This window comes from Devosia sp. SD17-2 (genome assembly GCF_029201565.1).
In the GTDB taxonomy this organism is placed as follows: Bacteria; Pseudomonadota; Alphaproteobacteria; order Rhizobiales; family Devosiaceae; genus Devosia.
Window position 1 is genome coordinate 1,041,275 of record NZ_CP104002.1, and the last position, 18,165, is coordinate 1,059,439.

Annotated in this window: 8 protein-coding genes; 6 read left to right on the plus strand and 2 right to left on the minus strand. The window is 62.9% G+C overall.

Annotation, left to right across the window (positions count from 1 at the left end; all coding sequences use genetic code 11):
* Positions 1 to 123: 123 nt before the first annotated feature.
* From NYQ88_RS05190 to NYQ88_RS05205, 4 genes are read left to right on the plus strand one after another with little or no spacing between them, the layout of a single operon-like run.
* Positions 124 to 8,658, plus strand: a complete 8,535-nt coding sequence (locus tag NYQ88_RS05190) for a DUF4082 domain-containing protein (protein WP_275653890.1) — start codon at positions 124 to 126, stop codon at positions 8,656 to 8,658.
* A 25-nt stretch (positions 8,659 to 8,683) separates the two neighbouring features.
* Entirely contained in the window at positions 8,684 to 8,980 is a 297-nt protein-coding gene (locus NYQ88_RS05195; RefSeq protein ID WP_275653891.1) for a hypothetical protein, read from the plus strand.
* A 14-nt stretch (positions 8,981 to 8,994) separates the two neighbouring features.
* Positions 8,995 to 11,139, plus strand: coding sequence for a peptidase domain-containing ABC transporter (locus NYQ88_RS05200; protein ID WP_275653892.1), 2,145 nt, complete (start codon positions 8,995 to 8,997; stop codon positions 11,137 to 11,139).
* Positions 11,136 to 12,533 (plus strand): HlyD family type I secretion periplasmic adaptor subunit, encoded by a 1,398-nt coding sequence (locus NYQ88_RS05205; RefSeq protein WP_275653893.1) that lies wholly within the window; start codon positions 11,136 to 11,138, stop codon positions 12,531 to 12,533. The genes NYQ88_RS05200 and NYQ88_RS05205 overlap by 4 nt, the downstream gene beginning before the upstream one ends.
* Before the next feature lie 62 nt (positions 12,534 to 12,595).
* Here NYQ88_RS05205 and NYQ88_RS05210 read toward each other — a convergent pair whose 3' ends face one another.
* Entirely contained in the window at positions 12,596 to 13,717 is a 1,122-nt protein-coding gene (locus tag NYQ88_RS05210; protein ID WP_275653894.1) for a hypothetical protein, read from the minus strand.
* 215 nt (positions 13,718 to 13,932) lie between these two features.
* Positions 13,933 to 14,853 (minus strand): glycosyltransferase family A protein, encoded by a 921-nt coding sequence (locus NYQ88_RS05215; RefSeq protein WP_275653895.1) that lies wholly within the window; start codon positions 14,851 to 14,853, stop codon positions 13,933 to 13,935.
* 167 nt (positions 14,854 to 15,020) lie between these two features.
* Here NYQ88_RS05215 and NYQ88_RS05220 point away from each other — a divergent pair, with 167 nt between their 5' ends.
* Together NYQ88_RS05220 and NYQ88_RS05225 are read left to right on the plus strand one after the other, a co-directional pair.
* A complete protein-coding gene (locus NYQ88_RS05220; RefSeq protein WP_275653896.1) occupies positions 15,021 to 16,778 on the plus strand; it encodes a GMC family oxidoreductase in 1,758 nt (585 codons plus the stop codon).
* Positions 16,779 to 16,869: 91 nt separating this feature from the next.
* Positions 16,870 to 18,159: an O-antigen ligase domain-containing protein gene (locus tag NYQ88_RS05225; RefSeq protein ID WP_275653897.1), complete on the plus strand. Its 1,290-nt coding sequence runs from the start codon at positions 16,870 to 16,872 to the stop codon at positions 18,157 to 18,159.
* Positions 18,160 to 18,165 lie beyond the last annotated feature (6 nt).

Below are 18,165 nucleotides of genomic sequence, written 5' to 3' on the forward strand. Positions count from 1 at the left end.
CGACGCTGGTTCGTATCCTCAGTCTGCGTCGTCGCCGACGGCTAAAGGGCCAAGGTGGCCACGATTTTCGGTTGATTTCTGGCTTCCCGGGCACACGGAAAGTCTGGGAGAGGAGCAAAGACAATGCCCGTGGAACGCTACAGCATTGCCGAGGCGCAACGTACCAACCAGTCCACGTTGAGCTGGGTGGGTGTGTCGTCCCTTTCCCGCGGAGCGCGCGACGGACGAACGCAGAAATTCCGCCGGAGCAGCGACCAGGCCCGTTTTGCGGTGTCGAGGGAGAACGGCAAGCCAGCTGCGGCATTGCGCGAGCGACATGCGCTGGCGCGTACGGACTGGCTGGCGAGCGAGAAAAGCCTGTCGGCCAACGCCCTCATTTCCGCTGGGGCTGCGGCTCCCGTAACCTATTTTTCCGGCGCCTCCGACGCTGGCGCCGTGCCCGCTTTCACCGCACGGGCGCTGGAGCCGGTGGTGCCGCCGTCGCTTGCCCCCGCGGCATCGTTCGATGCGGGGGCAGCGGCCGGAGGGATGGTGCAAAGCGCGGCAGCAGCCACGCTACTTCCCGGTACGGCCGGCGCCATTGTTTCGGGCGCAAATCTGGAGGCCATGCCGACGCCAAGTGCGAGTCAGAGCCCGTCGCCGGTGGCTGAGCCCCCGGCCAAAATACTGCAGACGTCTGCCAGCCAGACCAGCGTCTCCGCTTCGGAAGGGGACCCGGCGCAAGCCGCGTCGATGCTCGACTGGCGTACCAGCTGGCTGAATGCGGCCGCGCTGACCCCTTGCGGATCCTGCACCGGCCGGGCCTGCACCATGTGCTCGGTACGCACAGGCGGTCCAACTGCAAGCAACGGCCAGCCGACCGGATACTCCGCGCGCGTGCTCGATCTCTACAAGCCCGAAGAGAATGTGACCAGCGACGCGAGTATGGGTCTGGCCCGCGCGACGACTGCCTCACTGATGAACCCCGATGCCGCGCCAAACGCCATCGTGCTCGAGAACATGAAGCAGGGCACGCCCGAGAGCGTGTGGCTGATTAATGCGCATGATCCGACCATCGAAGGGTTTGCCGACCAGTTCTCCCTCAATCGCGGTGAGACGGTCGACTTCAAGATTAATACCAACTCCACCGACTACACCGTCGATATCTATCGCATCGGCTACTACAATGGTGATGGCGCCAGGTTGATCGATACGATCGAGCGCGACCTCACCACGGCCCAATCCCAGCCGCTGCCGATTTTCGACCCGGAAACCAAGCTGGTCGATGCCGGCAACTGGTCGGTCACCACCTCATGGGCGGTTCCGGAAGATGCAGTTTCGGGCATTTATTTCGCCAAGCTGACGCGCCATGACGGCTCCATGGGGGAGAACATGATCCCCTTCATCGTCCGCAATGACGATGAGCCCAGCGACATCACCTTCCAGACCGCGGACACCACCTGGCAGGCCTACAATTGGTGGGGCGGCTATAATTTCTACGGCGGCGTGGACGGCGGCCTGCGCACCGGGCGCGCCAGCAAGGTGAGCTATAACCGGCCTATCATCACCCGCGACGGCGGCTTTGCCGCTGGACCCCAGGACTATATCTTCGGCGCCGAATATCCAGCCATCCGCTTCCTTGAGCAGAATGGCTATGACATCAACTATATCTCGGGCATCGACTCCGCTGCCGATGCCGCGCAGCTGCTAAACAGCAAGATCTTCCTCTCCGTCGGTCATGACGAATACTGGTCGGGCGAGCAGCGCGACAATGTGGAAGCGGCGCGCGACGCGGGGGTCAATCTCTCGTTCTGGAGCGGCAACGAGGTCTATTGGCAGACGCGCTGGGAGACCAGCATCGACGGAACGGGGACCCCATACAAGACACTGGTTTCCTATAAGGAACGTTGGGACAACCGCGACAGCGACCCCGATGGCACCACCTCGACCTGGCGCGATCCGGTGCTCGGATCCGGGCGGCCCGAAAACGCGCTGACCGGCACGATGTTCACGGTGGATTCGTACCGGCTCGACGCTATCGACGTGCCCTATGACATGTCCAACCTGCGGTTCTGGCGGAATACGGATGTCGCAAATATCAATCCCGGCGAGGTCTATACGCTGACCAAGAATCTGCTCGGCTATGAGTGGGATTCCGACGTCGACAACGGCTTCCGCCCAGCGGGCCTCGTGCCGTTGTCGTCGACTACTGTCGACGTCAATACGCTGCTGCTCGACTATGGCACGTCCACGGGTCCGGGCACGGCAGACCACAGCCTGACGCTTTATCGTGCCCCGAGCGGGGCGCTCGTCTTCGGGGCAGGCACGGTCTACTGGTCGTGGGGGCTCGACAGCAACCACGATCTCGAGCGGACGCCGACCGACCCCAATGTCCAGCAGGCGATGATCAATCTGTTCGCTGACATGGGCGTGCAGCCGGCGACGCTGATGCAGAGCCTCGTCGCAGCCAGCCAGACCACCGACAATGTCGCGCCGACGACGACGATCAATGCACTGAGCGAACCTCTCGAAGCGGCCAAGACCGTCACCATCACCGGTACGGCCACGGATACTGGCGGCGGTCTCGTATCGGTGGTGGAAGTGTCTACCAATGGCGGCCAATCCTGGCATCGCGCCACCGGGGGCGACACATGGAGCTATAGCTGGACGCCGCTCGTCGCGGGCGACTACACCATCATGTCCCGCGCCGTCGACGACAGCATCAACCTCGAAACGCCGGGTGCCGGCCGTACGGTCACGGTTGAGCAGGGCGGTTCGGGCACGTTGTTCGCTCCTGGGGAAACGCCCAGCACGCCGTTTGTCCTCGACAACAGGGCGGTCAACCTGGGCGTGACATTCTCGTCAAACCAGGCGGGCAGCATCATGGGGGTGCGCTATTTCAAGGGCACCGGAAATAGCGGCGAACATATCGGTTCGCTGTGGACGTCAACCGGCGAGTTGCTGGCGCGCGCGACGTTCCGCAACGAAACGCCGAGCGGCTGGCAGACAGTTATTTTCGACAATCCTGTTTCCATCACAGCTGGAACCACCTATGTGGCGAGCAGCTATGGCATCGGCTATGCCGCCTCCACAGACTACTTCACATCGCCCCAACCCCGTGGCCCGCTGACGTCGACCGGTGGCCTTTACAGCTATGGCGGGGCCAGCGCCCTGCCCACCACCAGCAGCACGTCCAATTACTGGGTGGATGTGGTGTTCAGCGGCGTGCCGACCCCGAATGCGCCGCCTGTCGGTAATAATGACGACGGCTATCTGGTGCAGCGCGACACGCCCATTACCTTTGCGATGTCGACATTGCTGGCCAATGACACTGATCCGAACAATGACGAACTGACGGTTATTGGTGCAGGATCGGCGTCGAACGGTACGGTTACCTTCAATGCTGCCGCGCAAACACTGACCTTTACGCCGAGCGCCGGCTATACGGGCCCGGCCTCATTTGGCTATTCGATCTCGGATGGCCGGGGCGGTACAGGCGCCGCCATGGTCAACATGACGGTGTCCTCAGCGGTCAGCACCAGCAGTCTGTTCCAGCCGAGCGACACGCCAACCAATCTCAGCAACAGCGACCCGGCCCAGGTCAACCTGGGGGTGAAGTTCGTGGCCTCGGCCGGTGGGCTGATCAACGGCATCAAATATTACAAGAGCGCCCTCGACACCGGTACACATACCGGCTCGCTGTGGAGCAGCACGGGGACCCTGCTGGCGACAGCCACTTTCGTCAACGAAACCGCCAGCGGCTGGCAGACGGTGATGTTCAGCAACCCGGTGCCGATTGCGGCCGGGCAAACCTATGTGGCGAGCTATCACAGCAATGGCCGCTACGCGACGACCAGCAATTATTTCAATACCAGCCACACCAGCGGGCTGCTGACGGCACCCGCGGGGGCCAATGGCGTCTTCAGCTACGGCCTCGCCAATGCGATGCCAACGGATTCGTTCGGCTCCACCAATTACTGGGTCGACGTGATCATGACGTCGACAGAGACATCTGCCAACCGAGCGCCGGTCGCTACCAATGACACCGGGTTTACGACATCGCAGAATACAGCGCTGACGCTGAGTGCGACGACGTTGCTGGCCAACGACAATGACCCGGACAGCGATCCCCTTTCGATCACCGGTGTCAGCAATCCGGTCAATGGCACGGCGGTCTATAATGCGCAGACCAATTCTGTGGTGTTCACCCCGACGGCCGGCTATTCGGGCGCTGCATCGTTCAGCTATGCCATCAGTGACGGCAGGGGCGGCACGGCCAGTGCGACGGTTGGCCTGACGGTGGCGGCGGGAGCCAATCGGCCGCCGGTCGCAACAAATGACACCGGCCTTTCGGTGCGCCGGAACGAGGCCACCCAGATCAGCGCAGCAACGCTCCTGGCCAATGACACTGACCCCGACGGCGATCCGCTGACCATTACCGGGGTCAGTGGGGCCACCAATGGCACGGTCGCCTTCAATGCGGCGACCAATGTCATCACCTTTACGCCGACCACCGGCTACACAGGGGCGGCGAGCTTTACCTACGCAGTGGCGGACGGACGGGGCGGGACGGCCTCGGCCAATGTCGGTCTGACCGTTGCAGCCGGGGTAACCGGGACCAATCTCTTTGCGGCCAATGCGACGCCTGCGACGACGACGGTCAACGAGAACCTCCCCGTCGAGCTGGGCATGCGCTTTTCCGTCGCCAATGCCGGCGTGATCAATGGCATCCGTTTCTACAAGGGGCCACAGAACACAGGGACCCACACTGGGTCGCTGTGGACCAGCACCGGCACCCGGCTTGGGACGGTGACCTTCACCAATGAGACGGCCAGCGGCTGGCAATCGGCCAGCTTTGCCAGCCCGATCGCGGTGACTGCCGGCACCAGCTATGTCGTCTCGTATCACACGACGAGTGGATATTATTCGGCCAGCGGCGGCGCCTTTACCGCGCCGATCAGCAATGGCGGGATCACCGCGCCCCAGAGCGCCAGCGGCACGGGCAATGGGAATGGTTTGTTTGCCTATGGTGCCGGCGGCGTGATGCCGACCAACGCTTGGAATGCGACCAATTACTTCGTTGATGTCTACTATGAGCCCAGCGCCAATAGCGCGCCGGTCGCCACCGCAGATACCGGCCTTTCCGTACAGCCCAATACGCCGCTGCAGATCCAGGCGGCGACGCTGCTCGCCAATGACACCGACGCCAATGGCGATACCCTGACCATAACCGGCGTCAGCGGGGCCACCAATGGCATCGTGGCCTATAATGCGCAGACGCAGGTCGTGACCTTTACCCCGACCACGGGATATTCGGGCGCAGCCAGTTTCACCTATGCCATCACCGACGGGCGGGGTGGCGTCGCGTCGGCAAATGTCGGCCTGACCGTGGCGGCGGCCGCCAATCGAGTGCCGATCGCTACCAATGACACGGGCTATACCACCGCGCAGAACACGGCGCTGACGCTGGCCGCCGCGACGCTGTTGGCCAATGATACGGACCCGGACAGCGATCCCCTTTCGATCACCGGTGTCAGCAATGCGGTCAATGGCACGGCGGTCTATAATGCGCAGACCAATTCTGTGGTGTTCACCCCGACGGCCGGCTATTCGGGCGCGGCATCGTTCAGCTATGCCATCAGTGACGGCAGGGGCGGCACGGCCAGCGCGACGGTCGGCCTGACGGTGGCAGCGGGGGCCAATCGGCCGCCGGTCGCAACAAATGACACCGGCCTTTCGGTGCGCCGGAACGAGGCCACCCAGATCAGCGCAGCAACGCTCCTGGCCAATGACACTGACCCCGACGGCGATCCGCTGACCATTACCGGGGTCAGTGGGGCCACCAATGGCACGGTCGCCTTCAATGCGGCGACCAATGTCATCACCTTTACGCCGACCACCGGCTACACAGGGGCGGCGAGCTTTACCTACGCAGTGGCGGACGGACGGGGCGGGACGGCCTCGGCCAATGTCGGTCTGACCGTTGCAGCCGGGGTAACCGGGACCAATCTCTTTGCGGCCAATGCGACGCCTGCGACGACGACGGTCAACGAGAACCTCCCCGTCGAGCTGGGCATGCGCTTTTCCGTCGCCAATGCCGGCGTGATCAATGGCATCCGTTTCTACAAGGGGCCACAGAACACAGGGACCCACACTGGGTCGCTGTGGACCAGCACCGGCACCCGGCTTGGGACGGTGACCTTCACCAATGAGACGGCCAGCGGCTGGCAATCGGCCAGCTTTGCCAGCCCGATCGCGGTGACTGCCGGCACCAGCTATGTCGTCTCGTATCACACGACGAGTGGATATTATTCGGCCAGCGGCGGCGCCTTTACCGCGCCGATCAGCAATGGCGGGATCACCGCGCCCCAGAGCGCCAGCGGCACGGGCAATGGGAATGGTTTGTTTGCCTATGGTGCCGGCGGCGTGATGCCGACCAACGCATGGAATGCGACCAATTACTTCGTTGATGTCTACTACGAGCCCAGCGCCAATAGCGCGCCGGTCGCCACCGCAGATACCGGCCTTTCCGTACAGCCCAATACGCCGCTGCAGATCCAGGCGGCGACGCTGCTCGCCAATGACACCGACGCCAATGGCGATACCCTTGTTATCACCGGCGTCAGCGGGGCCACCAATGGCATCGTGGCCTATAATGCGCAGACGCAGGTCGTGACCTTTACCCCGACCACGGGATATTCGGGCGCAGCCAGTTTCACCTATGCCATCACCGACGGGCGGGGTGGCGTCGCGTCGGCAAATGTCGGCCTGACCGTGGCGGCGGCCGCCAATCGAGTGCCGATCGCTACCAATGACACGGGCTATACCACCGCGCAGAACACGGCGCTGACGCTGGCCGCCGCGACGCTGTTGGCCAATGATACGGACCCGGACAGCGATCCCCTTTCGATCACCGGTGTCAGCAATGCGGTCAATGGCACGGCGGTCTATAATGCGCAGACCAATTCTGTGGTGTTCACCCCGACGGCCGGCTATTCGGGCGCGGCATCGTTCAGCTATGCCATCAGTGACGGCAGGGGCGGCACGGCCAGCGCGACGGTCGGCCTGACGGTGGCAGCGGGGGCCAATCGGCCGCCGGTCGCAACAAATGACACCGGCCTTTCGGTGCGCCGGAACGAGGCCACCCAGATCAGCGCAGCAACGCTCCTGGCCAATGACACTGACCCCGACGGCGATCCGCTGACCATTACCGGGGTCAGTGGGGCCACCAATGGCACGGTCGCCTTCAATGCGGCGACCAATGTCATCACCTTTACGCCGACCACCGGCTACACAGGGGCGGCGAGCTTTACCTACGCAGTGGCGGACGGACGGGGCGGGACGGCCTCGGCCAATGTCGGTCTGACCGTTGCAGCCGGGGTAACCGGGACCAATCTCTTTGCGGCCAATGCGACGCCTGCGACGACGACGGTCAACGAGAACCTCCCCGTCGAGCTGGGCATGCGCTTTTCCGTCGCCAATGCCGGCGTGATCAATGGCATCCGTTTCTACAAGGGGCCACAGAACACAGGGACCCACACTGGGTCGCTGTGGACCAGCACCGGCACCCGGCTTGGGACGGTGACCTTCACCAATGAGACGGCCAGCGGCTGGCAATCGGCCAGCTTTGCCAGCCCGATCGCGGTGACTGCCGGCACCAGCTATGTCGTCTCGTATCACACGACGAGTGGATATTATTCGGCCAGCGGCGGCGCCTTTACCGCGCCGATCAGCAATGGCGGGATCACCGCGCCCCAGAGCGCCAGCGGCACGGGCAATGGGAATGGTTTGTTTGCCTATGGTGCCGGCGGCGTGATGCCGACCAACGCTTGGAATGCGACCAATTACTTCGTTGATGTCTACTATGAGCCCAGCGCCAATAGCGCGCCGGTCGCCACCGCAGATACCGGCATCGCTGTGCAGCCCAATACGCCGCTGCAGATCCAGGCGGCAACGCTGCTCGCCAATGACACCGACGCCAATGGCGATACCCTGACCATAACCGGCGTGAGCGGGGCCACTAATGGCACCGTGGCCTATAATGCGCAGACGCGGGTCGTGACCTTTACCCCGACCACGGGATATTCGGGCGCAGCCAGTTTCACCTATGCCATCAGCGATGGCCGGGGTGGCGTCGCGTCGGCAAATGTCGGCCTCACCGTGGCGGCAGCACCGGTTGTGCCCAGCGGCATCTCGATCTTTGCGGCCAATTCGACGCCCGCGACCGTCTCGGTCAATGATCCCAACGGGGTCAATCTCGGGATGAAGTTCACCAGTTCGGAGAACGGCTTCATCACAGGGGCAAAATTCTACAAGGGCCCCACCAATACCGGGCCGCATGAGGCAACGCTGTGGAGCGCGACCGGGACCAATCTGGGGCAGGTGGCGTTCACCAACGAAACCGCCAGCGGCTGGCAGACGGCTAGCTTTGCCACCCCGATCGCCATTACCGCCGGCACGACCTACGTGATTTCCTACCACACCAACGGGAATTACTCGGTGACTGGCCGAGGCATCGTGGAGTCGGTCACATCCGGTCCGCTGACTGCACCCTCGAGCACATCGAGCGGCGGCAACGGGCTCTATGGCTATGGCACCGCCAGCGCCTTCCCGACAAGCAGCTACAATTCCGCAAACTACCATGTCGACGTCGTCTTCAACGCCCAGCTCGCGTCCTGAGCCTAATCATAACCGGAGTAACGATATGCAGTCCGAAATCTATGCCGACGCCATTGGCGAAATCACAGTCACCGGTACGGTGATGCGGCTCGACCTGGTGAGCCTCTCGCACACCATGCGCGACGACAGGGGGCAGCCCGTGCCCGAGCACCGGATGCGGATCGTCATGTCGCTCGAGGGCTTTGCCAATAGTTTCGAGGTTTTGCAGAACGCCATGAACGGGCTGATCGAGGCGGGTGCCATCCGTCGCAATGAGCCCGACCAGATGCCGACCAATCCGGCGGGCGCCTCGGGCGGCGCCACTTCACCCAACTTCATGTAAGCGCAGCTGTCGAAATGAGTGTTCAGACCGGACCCGTATGCCTCTCAGCCATCCTTCGGCACCATGGACTAGACGTCAGTGCCGAACGGCTGGTCGCCGAATATGCTATCGGTGACGAGGGGGTCGGGGCCGATCTGGTTCTGCGCATGGCCCGCAATGGGGGCCTAAAGGCGCGCAAGACCCGGCTCTCGGCCCGCTCGCTCTTGCGGCTGGGACAGGCCTATCCGGCGCTGGTCCGGCTCAATAACGGCAATTGGGTCGTGCTCGTGGGGGCCGAGAAAGACGAGGCGGGGGATGGCGTCCTGCGGATCTTTGATCCGTTGGCGGAAGCTTCGGGCGGGATGATCGTCCTCCGGCTCGACCAGTTTTCCAAGCACTGGAACGGCGAAGTGCTGCTGGCCAAGCGCAGTTTCGGCATGAGCGACCCCGAACAGCCGTTCGGCTTTCGCTGGTTCATCCCGGAAATCCTGCAGCAGCGTCGGCTGTTCATCGATGTGGCGGTGGCGGCGCTGTTCCTCTACGCGCTCGGACTGGCGACGCCGATCTTCTTCCAGCTGGTCATCGACAAGGTGCTGGTGCACGAGAGCTATTCAACCCTGGTGGTGCTGGCGATCGGCATCGGCGTAGCGCTGATGTTCGAGGCGTTGTTCGTGTTCCTCAGGCGATACCTGCTGGTTTACGCCACCAACCGGATCGATATCCGGGTGGCGACGCGCACCTTCAAGCACCTCTTGAACCTGCCCATTACGTTTTTCGAGCATTCGTCGGCTGGGGTGCTGGTCAAGCACATGCAGCAGGCGAGCCGGATCCGCGAATTTCTTACCGGCCGGCTGTTCCTGACGCTGCTCGACGCCATGTCGCTGTTCGTTTTCATTCCAGTGCTGTTTCTTTACAGCACGCCGCTGGCGCTGATTGTGCTCGGTTGCAGTGCGGTGATCGGCCTTGTCGTCGCGCTCCTGGTCGCGCCGTTTCGCAGGCGTCTCGCTGACCTCTACGCCGCCGAGGGCGAGCGGCAGGGGCTGCTTGTCGAAACCATGCATGGCGTGCGGACGCTGAAATCGCTGGCAATGGAGCCACTGCAGCGCCGCAACTGGGATGACCGCTCGGCGCAGACCATCAACAGCCGTTTCAAGGTGGAAGTCATTTCGGTCACGGCCCAGGCGGTGACGGGGCTCATCGAGAAATTGATGTCGGTGGCGATCATCGTTTTTGGCGCCATGCAGGTGTTCGATGGTGTGCTCACCGTGGGTGCGCTTATCGCTTTCAACATGCTGGCCGGACGCGTTTCCGGGCCGCTGGTCCAGATCGTCACCATGGTCCACGAATATCAGGAAGTCGCCCTTTCGGTGCGTATGCTTGGCCAGGTGATGAACGAGAAGGTCGAGCATGCCGGCCGCAGCGAGGGCCTTCGCCCGGAGCTGACCGGCGGGGTTGAATTTTCCAATGTGGCCTTCCGCTACGGACAGGACGGCGCCTTCGCGCTCAATGATGTTAGCTTCACTGTTCCCGGTGGCAGCGTGATGGGCGTCGTCGGGCGCAGTGGCTCGGGCAAGAGCACGATGACGCGGCTGATCCAGGGTCTCTATCCGATCCAGCAGGGACTGATCCGCATCAGCGGCCACGACGTGCGCGAGCTGGACCTCGGGCATTTGCGGCGCAGTATCGGGGTGGTGCTGCAGGACAGTTTTCTGTTTCGCGGGACGGTGCGCGACAACATCGCCGCGGCCAAGCCGGACGCGACTTTTGAAGAAGTGGTGGAGGCGGCCCGTCTTGCGGGCGCGACCGAATTCATCGAGCAATTGCCGCGCGGCTTTGACACGATGATCGAGGAGGGGGCCGAGAACCTCTCCGGCGGCCAGCGTCAGCGGCTGTCGATCGCCCGGGCACTGGTGACCAATCCCAAAATCCTCATTCTCGACGAGGCCACGAGCGCGCTCGATCCCGAGAGCGAGGCCATCGTCAAGCGCTCGATCAAGGGCATAGCCGCCGGACGCACGGTGATCATTGTTTCCCACCGCCTGTCGATGTTGACTGATGCCGACGCCATTCTGGTGCTCGATCGGGGTCATCTCGTCGATGTGGGGCCCCATAGCCAGCTCGTGTCGCGCTGCACGACCTACCGTCACCTCTGGAACCAGCAGATGAAGCTTGCAGGATGAGTGTCGCTGAAAAGACAAAGCCGCGGCTGGTCAAGCCGCCTAAGGCCAAGCCGGAAAAGGTGGAGAAGCACGTCGCCGACAATGCGGTGATGGATTTCCAGACTGACGCCATCGCACTCGAGGAGCGCAAGCCGCCGATCGCGGCGCGGCTGACGCTTTACCTCGTCGCGACGGCGATCTGCACAGGGGTGGCCTGGGCCAGCGTTTCCAAAATCGACGAGATCGTGGTGGCGCCTGGCAAGCTGTCGACCAGCCAGCCTATGCTGGTGGTGCAGCCGCTCGAAACCTCCATCATCCGGGATATTTCGGTTCGGCCGGGGGACATTGTCGAAAAAGGGCAGTTGCTGGCAACGCTCGACCCGACGTTCAGCTCGTCCGATGAGGGGCAGCTGAAGTCTCGGCTGGCCAATCTCGGTGCGCAGGTGGCGCGGCTGCGGGCGGAAGTCGAGGGACGGGACTATGCCCCGAATGCGACAGCCTCGGCCGAGGAGTTGATGCAGGGGCAGCTGTTCCTGCAGCGGCGTCTCGCCTATGACGCCCGTCTCTCCGACTACGACGCGCAGATTGCCCAGAGCCAGGCTGTCATCGACGCCTCGCGGTCCCAGCAGGAGGCGCTCGACCTGCGCCTTGCGGGAATAAGGGAGATCGAGACCATGCGGTCCGATCTCGCGCAGACCGGCAACGGCTCGCGTTTGGCGCTGCTGGAGAGCCGTGATCTCGGCCTCGACCTGCAGGTGTCGGTGAGCCAGATCGCCGGGCAACTTGCCCAGGCTATTGAGCAGCTGAACAAGAGTGCGGCCGAGCGGCGCAATTTCATCGAAGACTATCGACGTCTCACGCTGGAGCAGCTGGTTGAGCTTGAGGACCGGCATGCCGAGGCGCGCGAGGAATTCCGCAAGGTCGAGCTGCTCGCTACCATGTCGAAGCTTTATGCGCCGGCCGACGGTGCGGTGCTCGAGGTGGCTGAGCGTTCGATTGCTTCCGTCGTGCAGCCGGCCGAGCCGCTGATCACGCTGGTGCCGATCAATGTACCGCTTGATGTGGAAGTGATGGTGGCGAGCGATGACATCGGCCATCTGGCGCTGGGGGATCTGGCGCGGATCAAGTTCGACGCTTTTCCGTTCCCGGTGCATGGCACCATGGAAGGCACGGTGACGACAATCAGCGGTAGCTCGTTCTCGCCTACCAATGGCACCGAACAGGCCAAGGGCCCGGCTTTCTACAAGGTCGGGATCAAGCTGGGCGAGGAAAAGCTTACCGACCTGCCCGAGGATTTCGTGTTGCTGCCGGGGATGACCGTTTCGGCCGAGATTCATGCCGGGGAACGCACGGTGATCTCCTACTTCCTCCATCCGCTGATCCGCGGCCTCGACGAGGCGTTGCGGGAGCCCTGAAGCGATTTCACCGTTTCAATGAAACGGTGAAATGCGCGATATCCGGATTTTTTGCAGCAGAGCTATGCCTGGCGCAGCTGGTCGATGACGCCGCGCGAACGCCAGGCGTAGAGCATCCAGCCGAACTCATAAGGTCGGCATTCCCGGTCGATCCTGTCGGCGGGCAGGACGGCATCGAGATAGGGCAGGTGCAGGCCGGGCTTCATCGCCGTGGTCACGGCGCCGACCTTGCGGGCCAGCTTGTTTGGCTCGCTGCGACCAACCTTGCGCCAGATGACGTTGTCTGCCTCGGAGACGATGGGCTCATTGGTTTCGGGACGACTGTCGATCCAGCGCAGGCCCAGGGCGAGGGCCCCGCGATAATCGGCGCCGCCGGCGTCGAGTAGGTCGAGCAATGCCATTGGCGCCATGGCGTGCTGGTGGACGCTATAGACCGGATAGCCTTCGACCACTTCGCCATTGCGCGTATCGTAGTGCCACCACCATTGTCCGGCAGAACCCTGCAGCTGCACGATACGGGCAGCGCATGCATCCGCCGCGCGCAAGGCACCCTGATCGCCGGTTGCGGCGCTGAGGCGGGACAATGCCTGGATAGGATAGACCTGATCAGCGAAGCTGCCGACATGGCGCCGGAGCCAGCTTGACGAGGTCGAGGGCAGGACATGAGGGAAGAGCCCCGAGGCTGACTGGGCTTGCCGCAGTTTCTGTGTCGCCATGGCCTGAACCTGGCTGGTATCGCCGAGATGACGGGCGGCAATTGCGGCCGTCAGGGCCCAGGCGCAGGGGACGGTGTGGATGGGCGTGCTGCTCGAGAGGGCGAGTTCGAGGATAGCGAAGAGCTCGGGGGTAAAGATGCCTGCCGTTTCAGCGGCCGCCCAGGCCGCCAGCGCTACCGCGCCGGGCTCGCCGGACCGGTTGGCGCGCTCGATGCAGTTGATGGCAAGGTCGATGGCGGTCCAGCCGCCCAGGACATCTTGCTGTACCTCTTCGTCCAGCCAGCCGAGCCCCTGGGCCACATTGGCCGCATAGCGCAGATTATCGCCCTCGGCGCTGGTTCCGGAGCCGTTTACAGTGCCGATGCCCCGCATGGTGTGGGCGACACGAAGGTCGGGAAAGACCATGCGGCGCAGACCTTCAGTCGCAAGGTCGCAAAGCTCCGGGAGCCGTTTCGCGCTTTTGCTCATCTCCAGGCCCATCGCCGCTATGCGATCGTGTCTGCTCGTATTTGCGATGCCCATCTGACTGTGCCCATCGATACCGTTCAGCATCGGTTTTCCTCGTACTAGTGTTGCAGTGAAACTGGCATGGGGCCGAAGGGGCGCACATCGCCTTTGCGATGGAGCCGGGGACGGCGCGGGCACAATCCGGGGGAATGATCTAGTCCGATGGATTGGGTCAGCTAACGCTTTTCGCGGTTCCAGAGGTCAACCATTGAAGCGGCATTATCCCGCCAGACCAGCCCGGCCATGCGCTGGGCCCGGTAGAGCCGTACCTGCGCCAGGCAGGTGAAGCACAGGCGGCGTTCGCGTCCGGTCTCCAGCCGGTTGCTCCGCAGAATCGTCGGGATTTCGCCCAGAGGCGAAAGCGCCATGACAGCGCTTTTGGCCAGCCAGCGCGCCGTGCTGAGCCTCGACTTGTCGATCGAGCGGAACTCGTGGGCGACGTGGCGATCCCAGCGTTTGGCCAGTTCCGCGAATGACCGACACGAGGGGGTCTTCACGCAGGCGCCCTCGACGAAGGCGATGCGATGACCCAAGGCGGTAGCGCGCTGGCCCCAGGCGGTGTCCTCCATGGTGCCGATGCCGCCGAAAGGGCCGACCTTGCGGAACACATCGGCGCGCACGGCCATGTTGCCGGTGGCCGCAAACCCATAACGTTCCACATAATTTCGGGCGCGATAGCTGTAGACACTCTCATAGGCCTCGACAGCGGTGAGGTCCGAGGCCTTGGCAGGCTGGATGCGGATGTCGCCGCCGACCACGTCCACATCGGGGTGCTCGTCAAAATAGTTGACGATGCGCGACAGCCAGCCGGGCATGGCGATGCAGTCTGCGTCGATGAAGAGCAGGAGATCGCCCTTTGCCTCTTCGGCTCCGAGATTGCGGGCGGGACCGGGACCGGGAATGGGTTGGCTGAGCAGGCGCGCTCCCGGCACCAGAGAAACGGTGCCCTCGGGAAGGACGGTCGAGCCGTTGTCGACGACCAGGATTTCGAACGGAATGCCGTCGGCGCGTTGACAATCAAGGGATCGCAAACAGGTCAGCAGGTCCGGTTCATTCAGATGCGGCAGAATGATGCTGACACGCGGCGTTTCGACCATTCCCTGCGCTCCCTGACTTTTGCTCAGAGTGCTGTGGCGGGCAAAGGCGGGCAATAACCCGTCAATGATAGTGTCCTTAGCTCGAAAGGCGAAATCCCCCCGCCGTACTGATCATCCGACGACATCTGCGGTCGCGCTAGAGTTTCAGGGCTTGGGGAGAAAGACCGATGACGATACGCGATCTCCGTACCGGCAGCGCCGCGCTGCCTACCAGTGCTGCTCACTGCATCGTGGGTGGTGGCATTGCCGGCCTTTTGCTGGCAGCCCGGCTCGCACGGCACCACAGGAAGGTGGTGGTGCTTGAAAGCGGCGGGATCGAGTTCGACGAAGAAATCCACGACCTGAATGGCATCGATGACCCCGAAGGACGATATGGTCGGGAAAAAACCGGGCGATACCGGGGACTGGGTGGATCCTCCTCGCGCTGGGGTGGTCGCATCATTCCGATCAGTCGCCAGGAGCACGGCAAACGCGAGCATGTGGGGCAAGAGGAATGGCCGTTCGCGCTCGAAACGCTCGATTGCTACCATGAGGAGCTGGAGACGCTCTTTGGTATTGGCCATGACTCGTTCGAGGATATAGACGCGAGCAGACCGGGGGCTTCCGGTCTGCTGCTTCCGGATATCGAAAATTTTCGGGCACGCTGGGCCAAATGCCCGACATTTGCGCGCTGCAATATCGTGACGGTGCTCGGCAAGGAAATCCTCAACAACCCAAATCTGACAGTGGTGCTCCATGCCACCGTCGTCGGGTTCGATCTTGACCGGGAGCGGGGGCGGCTGCGCTCGGTAACGGCCCGCGGCCTCTCGGGTGCCAGCGTGACAGTGGCCGCCGAAGAATTCACGATTGCTGCCGGTACAATCGAAACAACGCGCCTTTTACTGGCGCTCGATGCAGACAATGACCAGCGGACTTTCGCCGGCACCAACGCATTGGGGCGATATTTCCAGGATCATCTCAAGGCCGAAGTGGCCACTGTGGATCGACAGCGCGCCGAATTGACCAACCACATGCTCGGCATTCGCTTCATCAATGGGACGCGTCGTGACCTGCACCTGGAGCTGACGCATAGCGCGCAAGTTGCGGACGGCGTGTCCAGCGGCTTCGTCTATGTGTCCATGGATCTGGCGCGGAGTGGGCTCTCGGTCTTCAAGTCTTTCGCACATGGCCTTCAGGAGAGACGGGTCGAGCGTGGACAGTTTCGCCAGGCGCTCGGCCAGGTCGGGCTGCTCTCCACGGCGGCATATTGGCGGTTGCGCTACCGCCAGCTCTATGTGCCGCGCGATGTTCCCTTTCGCCTGATGGCCTGTGTCGAGCAGCTTCCCGATCCGCAAAATCGGATCAGCCTGTCCGCCAAGACGGATCGGCTAGGCATGAAAATTGCCCGATTTGACTGGAAGCCGCGTGATGCGGACGAGCGGACGTTTCGCGCAACGGTTAAGCGCCTTGCCAGCTATTGGAAGGGTTCCGGCTTCGACACACTATGCAGGCTCGACTGGGACGCTTCGGTCCTTGATCCGGCGGGGCGCATCAGTGATCGCGCAGTGGCATGTGCCCACCCTTCGGGATCGACGAGGATGGGTACCAATCCAGCGACCTCTGTCGTGGGGCCGGACTTGCGGTGCCACGCCATCCCAAATCTCGCCGTGGCCAGCGCCTCGGTGTTCCCCACGGCGGGAAGCGCCAATCCGACCTTCACCATCATGAAGCTGTCCATGTGGCTGGCTGATTCTTATCTGGGACGAACGGCGGGCGTGGCAATGAGCGCGCTTGCGGGCAAGGCGGCAACCAGCGGCGCCCATGCGATGAGCGCCTTCGGCCAGCCGGTTGGATCAGTAACGGGGCCTATGATGTCGCGTTATTCATCTACAGCCGGGCCGCCCGGTACGGCTGTCGAAGGGGAGGCGAACCCCCTTGTCCAGTAGCGATGAACTTCGGCCCACAAGCCGAATGAGACCGGTCGCCATACGCACGGGGCGAGCGGATCAGGCCCGCTCGCGTCGGGTCCGAGACACTGTGGCGCCGGTGCTGAAAGCGGAGCCGGAACCGAAGCCCAGGCGCGCAAGACTGGCCTGGCCAGTGGTGCTTCTTTGCTGGTCGCTTGTCTTGCCCTGGATCATTCCGCTGGGTTCGCTCTCCATTCAGCCGTATCGGCTGGTGCTGCTCGTGACGATCTTCCCAGCGTTTTTTCGCGTCGTCAGCGGGAAGGGTGGACGCATCGGCGTTCCCGAGATCTCCATTCTTCTATTTGCGGGCTGGATTTCGCTCGCGCTGTTCATTGCGCATGGGGTCGGCGCCGTAGAACAGGCTGGCAGTCAGGTGATCGAGGCCTTCGGGACCTTTCTCGTAGCGCGGGCCTACATCCGTTCGGCTGAGGATTTCGAGGCCCTGGCGCGGCTGCTGTTCATCATCGTTGGCGTGGTGCTGTTCCCGCTTGCAGTGCTGGAGGCGGCGACCGGGCGAAACGTCGTTCTCGAGCTGGCCTCGACGATCATGCCGACGCACATAATCAACCACCAGCCCCCGCGGCTGGGCGTGCGCCGCGTGCAGTCCGTGTTCGAGCACCCCATCCTCTTTGGGGTCTTCACTTCTGGGGTGTTCGCCTTGACCTTCGTCGTGCGGGGCCATGGCCGCTCCGCCCTCCAGCGGATGACCAGTGCCACCGTTATTGCCCTGACCGTATTCCTGTCGCTGTCGTCCGGTCCGATCTCGACCCTGATGGTGCAGGTGATGCTGCTGGTCTGGGACAAAGTGCTGCGAAATTTCAGGCAGCGGTGGTGGCTGCTCATCGTCGGCGTCGGCTCCATCGTCCTCTTGGTGGATATCGTCTCCAGCCGGCCGCTGCCGGCGATCCTGTTCTCCTACTTTGCCCTGGATGAGGCCTCGGCCTATTTCCGGCTGCTGATCTGGGAGTTCGGCTCCCAGTCCGTGCTCAACCATCCGGTATTCGGGGTGGGGGTGGGGGAATGGGACAGGCCCGCCTGGATGCCAGCCAGCGTCGATATTTTCTGGCTAAACAATGCCATTATCGGGGGGATACCGGCAGGGCTGTTCATGGTCGTTGCATTCTTCTCCTCAACCTTTTCCGTCGCTTTCGCAAAGGGGCTGGGTGCGCGAGAAGAGCGCTGCAGGCTGGCTTATCTCGTGTGCATGTGTGGGTTCTTCCTCGCCGGCTGGATGGTGCATTTTTGGGGGGCGACCTACGTGCTGTTCATCTTTCTGCTCGGGAGCGGGCGGTGGATGGCCGACAGCCCAAAGATCTCGGGTCAGACGCGGAGACACGTTGTCAGCAACCAACTGCGCTAGTCCGTT

Bases quoted from the DNA above. Each gene is read 5' to 3' on its own strand.
- NYQ88_RS05190 (WP_275653890.1), top strand. From the start codon at position 124: ATGCCCGTGGAACGCTACAGCATTGCCGAGGCGCAACGTACCAACCAG.
- NYQ88_RS05195 (WP_275653891.1), top strand. From the start codon at position 8,684: ATGCAGTCCGAAATCTATGCCGACGCCATTGGCGAAATCACAGTCACC.
- NYQ88_RS05200 (WP_275653892.1), top strand. From the start codon at position 8,995: ATGAGTGTTCAGACCGGACCCGTATGCCTCTCAGCCATCCTTCGGCAC.
- NYQ88_RS05205 (WP_275653893.1), top strand. From the start codon at position 11,136: ATGAGTGTCGCTGAAAAGACAAAGCCGCGGCTGGTCAAGCCGCCTAAG.
- NYQ88_RS05210 (WP_275653894.1), bottom strand. From the start codon at position 13,717: ATGAGCAAAAGCGCGAAACGGCTCCCGGAGCTTTGCGACCTTGCGACT.
- NYQ88_RS05215 (WP_275653895.1), bottom strand. From the start codon at position 14,853: ATGGTCGAAACGCCGCGTGTCAGCATCATTCTGCCGCATCTGAATGAA.
- NYQ88_RS05220 (WP_275653896.1), top strand. From the start codon at position 15,021: ATGACGATACGCGATCTCCGTACCGGCAGCGCCGCGCTGCCTACCAGT.